We start from the raw sequence: 11,832 nt of genomic DNA on the forward strand, positions 1-11,832 counted from the left end.
CGCAAGCCCCCCACGCGCTCACCATGCGTGAGGCACCAGCCATCTACTTCGCGCTCACTTTTACGTGAGGCACCTCGACCTGATCCCCTCGGCCCGGGCCGCTCCGGTGTTTTACTCACGTCCCACCTGTCACGCCCGGCCGCGATGTCGGGAGCCAAGCACACCGAAATGTTGTGAAACGGTTGGCACCCGCACACAAACCTGTTAACTTCGTGCGGTGTAGTTTTCGGGCCGTTTCATCCTGGAGCGGCACGCGACGGTGATGCGAGGACGACGTGTCGGCTTCCTGGGCCGACGATGTCTACCCGCACCAAAGAGCGCCGATGCTGTACGTGGCATGGGCTACTTGAGACGCGGCGACCGCCGCGCTGTCCACACCTGTGGATAACCATGTGGACAGTTCGTCGTCGCCTACGAAGCTGCTACGTCGGTTCGGGCTCAGGGGGATCGTTCATTGACCGATGATCCCGGTTCGAGCTTCACCGCCGTGTGGAACGCCGTCGTATCCGAGCTCAACGGCGTGTCCGCGGAGGATGGCTCCGCGACCAACGGCGACCCGTTGGGCAGCGGACTGACGCCACAACAACGAGCCTGGTTGAACCTCGTACAGCCGCTGACCATCGTCGAGGGCTTCGCGCTGTTGTTAGTGCCCAGCAGCTTCGTCCAGAACGAGATTGAGCGTCACCTTCGCACCCAGATCACCGATGCACTCACCCGCCGGCTCGGTCATCCGATCGAACTCGGGGTACGCATCGCGCCACCGTCCGCCGACGACCCCGACGATGCTGGGCCGCCGCCGGTTGAGGATTCCGACACCGACACCGATGCCGACGAAGTCGACGACGACAGCGAAGCCCTCGCAAGCGCCAGGGAGAGCTGGCCGGCGTACTTCACCCAGCAACCGCCCGACGACGATCCCATCCGAAGCGGCAGCACCAGCCTGAACCAGCGGTACACGTTCGACACCTTCGTCATCGGGGCCTCGAACAGGTTCGCGCACGCCGCCAGCCTGGCCATCGCCGAGGCGCCCGCACGGGCGTACAACCCGCTGTTCATCTGGGGCGAGTCGGGGCTGGGCAAGACGCATCTACTGCACGCCGCCGGCAACTACGCCCAGCGCCTGTTCCCTGGCATGCGCGTGAAGTACGTCTCAACCGAAGAGTTCACCAACGACTTCATCAACTCGTTGCGTGACGACCGCAAAGTGGCGTTCAAACGCAGCTACCGCGACGTCGACGTGTTGCTTGTCGACGACATTCAGTTCATCGAGGGCAAAGAGGGCATCCAGGAGGAGTTCTTCCACACGTTCAACACTCTGCACAACGCGAACAAGCAGATCGTGATCTCCTCCGACCGTCCGCCCAAGCAGCTGGCCACCCTCGAGGACCGGCTGCGGACCCGGTTCGAATGGGGGCTGATCACCGACGTCCAGCCTCCCGAACTGGAGACCCGCATCGCCATCCTGCGCAAGAAAGCCCAGATGGACCGGCTCGCCGTTCCCGACGACGTGCTCGAGCTCATCGCCAGCAGCATCGAACGCAACATCCGTGAGCTGGAAGGCGCGCTCATCCGGGTGACCGCTTTCGCCTCGCTGAACAAAACACCCATCGAAAAGGCGTTGGCCGAAATCGTCCTGCGTGACCTGATCGCCGACGCGGGAGCCATGCAGATCAGCGCCGCCACCATCATGGCGGCCACCGCCGAGTACTTCGAAACGACCGTGGAGGAACTTCGCGGACCGGGTAAAACCCGCGCCTTGGCCCAGTCACGGCAAATCGCCATGTATTTGTGCCGCGAACTCACCGACCTGTCGCTACCCAAGATCGGCCAGGCCTTCGGTCGTGACCACACCACCGTCATCTACGCCGACCGCAAAATCCGCAGCGAGATGGCCGAGCGTCGTGAGGTTTTCGATCACGTCAAGGAACTGACCACCCGCATCCGTCAGCGCTCCAAGCGCTGACGTCGCGAGCCCGGATGACAGATCAGCTCTCCGCCCGGATCCGCCACGAGATGTTCATCAACTGTGCACAACCTGTCGACACCGGCGGCCGGGAAACGCGCAATCGTGCACACCCGTGCGCGATCCCCACCCGCTGCACAGGCCCGCGGACCCGCGACCGCTGCTCTGCACAGGGCATTCCACCCCCTACCAGGCCCAACACGTGTTATCCCCATCATTAACAGGCTCTATTACTGCTATTGATCTGTCTCTGTGATGTCTTCTTCTCAAAGAGCAGCTGGGGACCGCCCGCTCTACGTGACCGGGTGCGACCCGTGTCACTACGGTTGTTTAACCTTCACAGTGGCACCAAAGGCTCTACGGTGGGAGTTCCGCCGCCGTTTACGGTCGCCGTATCCGGGCCGGTGATGCCAGGTGTCGCTCACCGGTGGTGGCCGGGCGACGAACCGTGCTGTTCGAGGTGATGAAGGGACGCTATGGAAGTGGCGACGAGCAGCGCGGGGCTGACCGACTTGACGTTTCGCCTGGGGCGCGACGACTTCGCCGATGCGGTGTCCTGGGTGGCGAAGTACCTACCGACCAGGCCCACCATGCCGGTGCTTGCCGGGGTGTTGTTGACGGGCTCCGAATCCGGGCTGACGATTTGTGGTTTTGACTACGAAGTGTCCGCCGAGGCGCGGTTGGCTGCCGAAATCGCTTCGCCGGGGCAGGTTCTGGTGTCCGGCCGGTTGTTGTCCGACATCACCCGCGCGTTACCGGATCAGCCCGTCGACGTGCGCGTGGATGGCAGCAGGGTGTCGCTGAGGTGCGGCAGCGCAAGATTCTCCCTGCCGACCATGGGCGTCGAGGACTATCCCACTTTGCCGGTCTTACCCGAGGACACCGGAACGTTGCCGGCCGAGCTGTTCGCCGAGGCGATCGGTCAGGTGGCGGTCGCGGCCGGCCGTGACGACACGTTGCCGATGTTGACCGGTATCCGGCTTGAAATCACAGGTGACACGGTGGTGTTGGCTGCGACGGACAGGTTCCGGTTGGCGGTTCGGGAGCTGACCTGGTCGGCGGCGTCCGCGGATGCGGCGGCGGCGGTGTTGGTGCCGGCGAAGACACTCGCCGAGGTCGCGAAAACCGGGAGCGACGGCACCGAGGTGCGACTGTCTCTGGGTGCCGGGTCGTCGGCGGGTACAGAGGGGTTGCTCGGGATCAGCGGCGGCGCGCGACGCAGCACGACACGGCTGTTGGATGCCGAATTCCCGAAGTTCCGTCAGTTGTTGCCCAGCGAGCACACGGCGGTGGCCACCATGGGCGTGGCCGAGTTGACCGAGGCGATCCGGCGGGTTGCGTTGGTGGCCGACCGGGGTGCGCAGGTGCGGATGGAATTTTCCGGGGACGTGTTGCGGCTCTCGGCCGGTGCCGACGATGTCGGTCGCGCCGAGGAGGATCTGCCGGTGCAGTTCGCGGGTGAGCCGCTCACCATCGCGTTCAACCCGACCTATCTGACCGACGGACTGGGATCGCTGCACGCCGAACGCGTCTTGTTCGGTTTCACCACCCCCAGCAGGCCGGCGGTGTTGCGTCCCGCGGCCGACGACGACACCCAGCGTGTCGACGACGGCCCGTTCCCGGCGGTGCCCGGCGACTACGTGTACCTGTTGATGCCGGTCCGCCTCCCCGGTTAGGGTTCGCGTGTACGTCCGTCATCTGGGCCTGCGGAATTTTCGGTCCTGGGCACATGCCGACCTCGACCTGACGCCGGGCCGGACGGTCTTCGTCGCTCCCAACGGCTACGGCAAGACGAATCTCCTTGAGGCTCTGTGGTATTCGTCGACGTTGAGTTCGCATCGGGTCGCCACGGACGCGCCGCTACTGCAGGTGGGCGCGTCGAGCGCGGTGGTATCGACGATCGTGGTCAGCGACGGCCGGGAGTGCGCCGTCGACCTGGAGATTCGTGCCGGTCAGGCCAATCGGGCCCGGCTCAACCGGGCCCCGGTGCACAGTCCGCGCGAAGTCGCCGGTGTCTTACAGGCGGTGCTGTTCGCCCCGGAGGACTTGGCGCTGGTCCGGGGTGACCCTGCACACCGCCGGCGCTATCTCGATGACTTGGCGACCCTGCGCCGGCCGCGGATCGCCGGCGTGCGCGCCGACTACGAGAAAGTGCTGCGCCAGCGGACCGCACTGCTCAAGACGGCGTCGGGCGCGCGCCATCGCGGTGAGCGCGCGGTGCTCGACACCCTTGACGTCTGGGACGGCCACCTGGCCAGGCACGGCGCGGAGCTGATGGCGGCCCGGACAGCTTTGGTCAACGAGGTCGGGCCGCAGGTCCAGAAGGCCTATCAGGTGCTGGCACCGGGATCCCGCTCGGCGTCGATGAGCTACCGGGCCGGCATCGACCCGGTGCCCGGCGCGGATCACGACGTGGAAGCCCTGCGCGCCGCGCTGGTCGCCGAGCTGCTGCGGCGCCGAAGTGCCGAATTGGACCGCGGGGTCTGCCTGGTCGGCCCGCATCGCGACGATCTCGAGCTGCGGCTCGGCGAACAACCAGCCAAAGGCTTCGCCAGTCACGGCGAGTCGTGGTCGATGGCGTTGGCGCTGCGGCTCGGGGCATACGAACTGCTGCGCGCCGACGGCGGCGAGCCGGTGCTGTTGCTCGACGACGTGTTCGCCGAACTCGACGCCGCGCGCCGGCGGGCACTTGCCGCTGCGGCGGCATCCGCGGAGCAGGTTCTGGTGACGGCGGCGGTCGCCGAGGACGTTCCCGCGGATTGGGACGCCAGGTGGGTGGGCATCGCCGTACGTGACGACGACGGCGGTCGTGTCTCCGCGGTGGCCATATGACCGGCGGTGGCCGGCCGCCCGTCGACCCCCCCGAGCACCTGCGCGGGCTGACCGGGATGGACCTGGTGCGGCGCACCCTCGAAGAAGCCCGCGGCGCCGCACGCAGCCAGGGCAAAGACGTCGGGCGGGGGCGGCGGCTGCCCGCAGCGCGGCGGGTGGCGGGCGCGACGGGCCGGCGCCGTTGGTCGGGGCCCGGACCCGACAGCCGCGATCCGCAACCGTTGGGCCGCGCCGCGCGCGACGTGGCCAAGAGGCACGGCTGGTCGGCACGAGTCGCCGAGGGGGCGGTGTTCGGGCAGTGGCCCGCCCTTGTCGGGCACCAGATCGCCGAGCACGCCGTCCCGACCGCGCTGCGCGACGGCACGTTGAGCGTGTCCGCCGAGTCGACGGCCTGGGCGACGCAGTTGCGCCTGATGCAGCGCCAGTTGCTGGCGAAGATCGCCGCGGAGGTCGGCGACGGTGTCGTTGCCGCGCTGAAGATCACCGGACCGGTTGCGCCGTCGTGGCGCAAGGGGCCGCGGCACATCGCCGGCCGCGGGCCGCGTGACACCTACGGGTGACCGCCCCGAGCGTGAAGCCAGGTTCACGCTAAGCGTGCGACCGTGAACCTGGCTTCACGCTCGGGGAGGCTACGTGACACCTACGGGTGACCGCCGCAGCCGTCGTCTCAGGGCGGCCAGATCGGAACCGTTTCGTCCGGCAAGCGTCATCACGCCGACTGCCGCGAGAAATTCCGCGCACGACGCGCAGAGCTGTGCAGAAACACCCTCAGAGAACAAGGGCGGGGCGGCTTTACCGGTAGACTGACGGAGACCTCGCGCCGGTGACTGGACCGGGTGCACCCAACCCCGAGGAGACCGTTCCGATCGTGGCTGCCCAAAAGAAGGCCCGCAACTCCTACGACGCCGGGGACATTCAGGTACTCGAAGGGTTGGAAGCGGTCCGCAAACGTCCCGGCATGTACATCGGGTCGACCGGCGAGAGGGGTCTGCACCACCTGATCTGGGAGGTCGTCGACAACGCGGTGGACGAGGCGATGGCCGGCTTCGCGAACAAAGTCGACGTGACGATCCTGCAGGACGGCGGCGTCGAAGTCACCGACAACGGCCGGGGCATCCCCGTCGCCATGCACGCAACGGGCATTCCCGCCGTCGACGTGGTGATGACACAGCTGCACGCCGGTGGCAAGTTCGGCGGGGACGATGGCGCCTACGCGGTGTCCGGCGGGTTGCACGGGGTGGGCGTCTCGGTGGTCAACGCCTTGTCCACCCGGCTGGAGGTGGAAATTTCCGTTGACGGTTACGAATGGTCGCAGCACTACGACCGTTCGGTGCCGGGCACCCTCAAGCAGGGCGAGAAGACCAAGAAGACCGGCACCACGGTGCGGTTCTGGGCGGACCCGGACATCTTCGAGACCACCGAGTACGACTTCGAGACGGTGGCCCGGCGGTTGCAGGAAATGGCTTTCCTCAACAAGGGGTTGACCATCGAACTGGTCGACCAGCGGGTCGCTGCCGAGGAGGTGGTCGACGAGGTCGTCAGCGACACGGCCGCCGCGCCGAAGTCGGCACGCGATCAGGCCGAGGAACGGACCACGCAGAAGGTCAAACACCGGGTCTTCCACTACCCCGGCGGCCTGGTCGACTTCGTCAAGCACATCAACCGCACGAAGAACCCCATCCACGCCAGCATCGTCGACTTCTCCGGCAAGGGGCCCGGGCATGAGGTGGAGATTGCGATGCAGTGGAACGCCGGCTACTCCGAGTCGGTGCACACCTTCGCCAACACCATCAACACCCACGAGGGCGGCACCCACGAGGAAGGCTTTCGCGCGGCGCTGACGTCGGTGGTCAACAAGTACGCCAAGGACCGCAAGCTGCTCAAGGACAAGGACCCCAACCTGACCGGCGACGACATCCGCGAGGGTCTGGCGGCGGTCATCTCGGTGAAAGTCGGCGAACCGCAGTTCGAGGGCCAGACCAAAACCAAGCTGGGCAACACCGAGGTGAAGTCGTTCGTGCAGAAGGTGTGCAACGAGCAGCTCACCCACTGGTTCGAGTCCAACCCGACCGACGCCAAGACCGTCGTCAACAAGGCGGTGTCCTCGTCGCAGGCCCGCATCGCCGCGCGCAAAGCGCGAGAGTTGGTGCGCCGCAAGAGCGCGACGGATCTGGGCGGGCTGCCCGGCAAGCTGGCCGACTGCCGCTCCACCGATCCGCGCAGCTCGGAACTGTATGTGGTGGAAGGTGATTCGGCCGGTGGCTCAGCCAAGAGCGGTCGCGACTCGATGTTCCAGGCGATCCTGCCGTTGCGCGGCAAGATCATCAACGTCGAAAAGGCCCGCATCGACCGGGTGCTGAAGAACACCGAGGTGCAGGCGATCATCACCGCGCTGGGCACCGGGATTCACGACGAGTTCGACATCGCCAAGCTGCGCTACCACAAGATCGTGCTGATGGCCGACGCCGACGTCGACGGCCAGCACATCTCGACACTGCTGCTGACACTGCTGTTCCGTTTCATGCGCCCGCTGATCGAGAACGGGCACGTGTTCCTCGCGCAGCCGCCGTTGTACAAGTTGAAGTGGCAGCGCAGCGAACCGGAGTTCGCCTACTCCGACCGGGAGCGCGACGGCCTGCTGGAGGCCGGCCTGGCGGCGGGCAAGAAGATCAACAAGGACGACGGCATCCAGCGGTACAAAGGCCTCGGCGAGATGGACGCCAAGGAGCTGTGGGAAACCACGATGGATCCCTCCGTGCGGGTGCTGCGCCAGGTCACCCTCGACGACGCCGCCGCCGCCGACGAGTTGTTCTCCATCCTGATGGGCGAGGACGTCGACGCCCGCCGCAGCTTCATCACACGCAACGCGAAAGATGTTCGCTTCCTTGATGTCTAATCATCCCCACCCCATCGCGAACGAGGAATAGATGACAGACACCACGCTGCCGCCGGGCGGCGACGCCACCGATCGCATCGAGCCCGTCGACATCCAGCAGGAGATGCAGCGCAGCTACATCGACTACGCGATGAGCGTGATCGTCGGCCGCGCGCTGCCGGAGGTCCGTGACGGCCTCAAACCGGTGCACCGCCGGGTGCTCTACGCGATGTTCGACTCCGGGTTCCGCCCCGACCGCAGCCACGCCAAATCCGCCCGCTCGGTTGCCGAGACGATGGGCAACTACCACCCGCACGGCGACGCGTCGATCTACGACACGTTGGTGCGGATGGCCCAACCCTGGTCGCTGCGCTACCCGCTGGTCGACGGTCAGGGCAACTTCGGCTCACCGGGCAACGACCCGCCGGCCGCGATGCGCTACTGCGTCACCGGCGACGTGCGTATTGCCCTGCCGGACGGGCAGTCGGTGCGCATCGCCGACATCGTGCCCGGCGCAATCCCGCACAGCGACAACGTCATCGACCTCAAAGTGCTTGGCCGGCACGGCGATCCTGTCGTCGCCGACCGGTTGTTCCACTCCGGCGCGCATCCGGTCTACACCGTGCGCACCGCGCAGCGTTTGCAGGTCACCGGCACGGCCAACCATCCGCTGCTGTGCGTCGTCGACATCGGTGGTATCCCGACCCTGCTGTGGAAGCTGATCGAGGAGATCACTCCCGGCGACCATCTGGTGCGCGTTGACTGTGCAGGTTCTGGCCGCGAATCGGGCGGCGTTGCGCCCACAAGCTGCACAGTCGACGGTGCGCCGGGGCTGGCAGCCTTCCTGGCGGCGCATCCAGGCGACCCGGACGCCGCTGACATCGCCACCGAACTGACCGACGGCCGTTTCTGCTACGCCCGGGTCACGTCCGTGACCGCCGCCGGGGTCCAGCCCGTCTACAGCCTCCGCGTCGACACAGCCGACCACGCGTTTGTCACCAACGGGTTCGTCAGCCACAACACCGAAGCGCGTCTCACCCCGCTGGCCATGGAGATGTTGCGTGAAATCGACGAGGAAACAGTCGATTTCACACCGAACTACGACGGCCGCGTGCAGGAGCCGACGGTGCTGCCGAGCCGGTTCCCCAACCTGCTGGCTAATGGGTCCGGCGGCATCGCGGTCGGGATGGCCACCAACATCCCGCCGCACAACCTGCGCGAGCTCGCCGACGCGGTGTTCTGGTGCCTGGACAACTTCGACGCCGACGAAGCGGCGACGCTGGCCGCGGTCACGCAGCGGGTCAAAGGCCCCGACTTCCCCACCGCCGGGCTGATCGTCGGCTCGCAGGGCATCACCGACGCCTACAGCACCGGACGCGGTTCGATCCGGATGCGCGGCGTCGTCGAAGTCGAGGAGGACGCGCGGGGCCGCTCGTCGCTGGTCATCACCGAGCTGCCGTACCAGGTCAACCACGACAACTTCATCACCTCGATCGCCGAGCAGGTCCGCGACGGCAAGCTCGCCGGCATCGCCAACATCGAGGACCAGAGCAGCGACCGGGTGGGACTGCGGATCGTCGTCGACCTCAAACGCGACGCCGTCGCCAGGGTCGTGCTGAACAATCTCTACAAGCACACCCAGCTGCAGACCAGCTTCGGCGCCAACATGCTGGCCATCGTCGACGGAGTGCCGCGCACGCTGCGGCTGGACCAGATGATCCGGCACTACGTCGACCACCAACTCGACGTCATCGTGCGCCGCACCACCTACCGGCTGCGCAAGGCCAACGAACGCGCCCACATCCTGCGCGGGCTGGTCAAGGCGCTCGACGCCCTCGACGAGGTGATCGCGTTGATCCGGGCGTCGGAAACCGTCGACGTCGCCAGAGCGGGCCTGATCGAGCTGCTCGACATCGACGACATCCAGGCGCAGGCGATCCTCGACATGCAGCTGCGGCGGCTGGCCGCCCTCGAACGCCGGCGCATCGTCGAGGACCTGGCCAAGATCGAGGCCGAGATCGCCGACCTGGAAGACATTCTGGCGAAGCCGGAGCGGCAGCGCGGCATCGTGTGCGACGAGCTCGCCGAGATCGTCGAGCGGCACGGCGACGACCGCCGCAGCCGGATCGTGGCCGCCGACGGAGAGGTCAGCGACGAGGACCTGATCGCCCGGGAGGACGTCGTCGTCACCATCACCGAGACCGGTTACGCCAAGCGCACCAAGACCGACCTGTACCGCAGCCAGAAACGCGGCGGCAAGGGCGTGCAGGGCGCCGGCCTCAAGCAGGACGACATCGTCGCGCACTTCTTCGTGTGTTCCACCCACGACTGGATCCTGTTCTTCACCACCGCCGGCCGGGTGTACCGGGCCAAGGCCTACGAGCTGCCGGAGGCGTCGCGGACCGCACGCGGCCAGCACGTGGCCAACCTGCTGGCGTTCCAGCCCGAGGAGCGCATCGCGCAGGTCATCCAGATCCGCGGCTACGAAGACGCCCCCTACCTGGTGCTGGCCACCCGCAACGGCCTGGTGAAAAAGACCAGGCTGACCGACTTCGACTCGAACCGCTCGGGCGGGATCGTCGCGATCAACCTGCGCGGCGGCGACGAGCTGGTCGGTGCGGTGCTGTGCTCGGCCGACGACGACCTGCTGCTGGTGTCGGCCAACGGCCAGTCCATCCGGTTCTCGGCCACCGACGAGGCGCTGCGGCCGATGGGCCGCGCGACCTCCGGGGTGCAGGGCATGCGGTTCAACGCCGACGATTATCTGTTGTCGCTCAACGTCGTTCGTGAAGGCACCTACCTGTTGGTCGGGACGGCCGGCGGATATGCCAAACGCACCGCGATCGAGGAGTACACGGCGCAGGGCCGCGGCGGCAAGGGCATCTTGACCATCCAGTACGACCCCCGCCGCGGCAAGCTGGTCGGGGCGTTGATCGTCGACGACGACAGCGAGGTGTACGCCATCACCTCCGGGGGCGGGGTGATCCGCACCGCGGCGCGCCAGGTCCGCAGGGCCGGGCGGCAGACCAAAGGCGTGCGGCTGATGAACCTCGGCGACGGCGACACGCTGATAGCGATCGCACGCAATGCCGAGGCGGCGGAAGCCGACGACGAGTCGGGCACCTAGACTCGGCTGGTCGATGTGGTGTCAGCCGGGCAACAACGCCGCGGCGGCCGGGACGAGGTGAGGAGCCGGCGGTGAGCGCACCAGACGAGCAGGGCCGCCCCGACCCGGGCGACGGCGCGAACCCGAACGGATCGACCGAGGGCGCGCGCCGGCCGGCGCCGGCCACGGGACGGGTGTCCGACGCCGGCGACGTGCCGCCGTGGCAGCGCGGTGCGCGACCGCCCGCCGCGCAGCGCCACGCACCGGAGCACGATCCGCGGTCGCCGGGCCGTGCGCCCGTCGCCGACACCCGGTCGAGCGGCTTCGCGCCGGGCACCGCCGCGCCGAGCGCGCCGCCGGCGCAGACCACGCCGTCGCCGCACGACGCCGGTCTGGCGCGCACCGACGGCCGGCCCAGCGATGCCTACGCGAGCGAGCTGCCCGATCTGTCCGCGGCGGCGCCGCGGCCCGTGCCGCGCACGCCCGTGCCCGATCGTGCCCCGGAGACGCCGACCGGGCGGCCGCCGGTCCGCAGCCAGGTGACGGTGCGCAGGCGCGGGCCGGTGCGGGCCAGCATGCAGGTTCGGCACATCGATCCGTGGAGCACCCTGAAAGTCTCGCTGCTGCTCTCGGTCGCGCTGTTCTTCGTGTGGATGATCGCGGTGGCGTTGCTGTATCTGGTGCTCGGCGGAATGGGCGTGTGGAGCAAGCTGAACAGCAATGTCGGCGATCTGCTGAACAACACCAGCGGCAGCACCGAGCTGGTCTCCAGCGGCACCATTTTCGGGGGTGCGGTGCTCATCGGCCTGGTGAACATCGTGTTGCTGACGGCGATGGCCACCCTCGGCGCGTTCGTCTACAACCTGACCACGGACGTGATCGGCGGCATCGAGGTGACGCTGGCCGACCGGGATTAGTTTTGGGGAGCGGGCGCCGGTTGCGGTACTCTCGTCGGTCGTCCGTGTGCGCGCGGGCCTATAGCTCAGGCGGTTAGAGCGCTTCGCTGATAACGAAGAGGTCGGAGGTTCGAGTCCTCCTAGGCCCACAACCATGTGT

The 11,832-nt window shown here is 67.4% G+C and carries 7 protein-coding genes and 1 tRNA gene; all 8 read left to right on the plus strand.

Going from position 1 to position 11,832, the window contains the following annotated elements; all coding sequences use genetic code 11:
* Positions 1–454: 454 nt before the first annotated feature.
* The 8 genes from dnaA (at position 455) to ABDW21_RS14195 (ending at position 11,821) form a co-directional block, all read left to right on the plus strand.
* Positions 455–1,963, plus strand: coding sequence for a chromosomal replication initiator protein DnaA (gene dnaA, locus ABDW21_RS14160; protein ID WP_343710595.1), 1,509 nt, complete (start codon positions 455–457; stop codon positions 1,961–1,963).
* A gap of 476 nt (positions 1,964–2,439) precedes the next feature.
* Positions 2,440–3,639 carry a DNA polymerase III subunit beta gene (gene dnaN / locus ABDW21_RS14165; protein WP_343603283.1) on the plus strand — a complete coding sequence of 400 codons (1,200 nt, stop codon included), beginning with the start codon at positions 2,440–2,442 and terminating at the stop codon, positions 3,637–3,639.
* A 7-nt stretch (positions 3,640–3,646) separates the two neighbouring features.
* The gene (gene recF / locus ABDW21_RS14170; protein ID WP_343603281.1) at positions 3,647–4,795 is read left to right on the plus strand and encodes a DNA replication/repair protein RecF; all 1,149 of its coding nucleotides are present in this window, start codon (positions 3,647–3,649) and stop codon (positions 4,793–4,795) included.
* Complete coding sequence (locus tag ABDW21_RS14175; protein ID WP_343603280.1) at positions 4,792–5,355, plus strand: DUF721 family protein; 564 nt, start codon at positions 4,792–4,794, stop codon at positions 5,353–5,355. The genes recF and ABDW21_RS14175 overlap by 4 nt, the downstream gene beginning before the upstream one ends.
* Before the next feature lie 305 nt (positions 5,356–5,660).
* The gene (gyrB, locus tag ABDW21_RS14180) at positions 5,661–7,691 is read left to right on the plus strand and encodes a DNA topoisomerase (ATP-hydrolyzing) subunit B (RefSeq protein ID WP_343602985.1); all 2,031 of its coding nucleotides are present in this window, start codon (positions 5,661–5,663) and stop codon (positions 7,689–7,691) included.
* Between the two features lie 31 nt (positions 7,692–7,722).
* On the plus strand, positions 7,723–10,797 hold the full coding sequence (gene gyrA, locus ABDW21_RS14185) for an intein-containing DNA gyrase subunit A (protein ID WP_343602983.1): 3,075 nt from the start codon (positions 7,723–7,725) through the stop codon (positions 10,795–10,797).
* 71 nt (positions 10,798–10,868) lie between these two features.
* Entirely contained in the window at positions 10,869–11,693 is an 825-nt protein-coding gene (locus ABDW21_RS14190) for a DUF3566 domain-containing protein (protein ID WP_343602984.1), read from the plus strand.
* A gap of 54 nt (positions 11,694–11,747) precedes the next feature.
* Positions 11,748–11,821: transfer RNA gene (locus ABDW21_RS14195), tRNA-Ile, on the plus strand.
* Positions 11,822–11,832: the final 11 nt, after the last annotated feature.

This window comes from Mycobacterium sp., assembly GCF_039583805.1.
GTDB lineage: Bacteria > Actinomycetota > Actinomycetes > Mycobacteriales > Mycobacteriaceae > Mycobacterium.

Excerpts from the sequence above, each read along its gene's own strand:
- dnaN (WP_343603283.1), top strand. The coding sequence starts at position 2,440 with ATGGAAGTGGCGACGAGCAGCGCGGGGCTGACCGACTTGACGTTTCGC.
- ABDW21_RS14175 (WP_343603280.1), top strand. The coding sequence starts at position 4,792 with ATGACCGGCGGTGGCCGGCCGCCCGTCGACCCCCCCGAGCACCTGCGC.
- gyrA (WP_343602983.1), top strand. The coding sequence starts at position 7,723 with ATGACAGACACCACGCTGCCGCCGGGCGGCGACGCCACCGATCGCATC.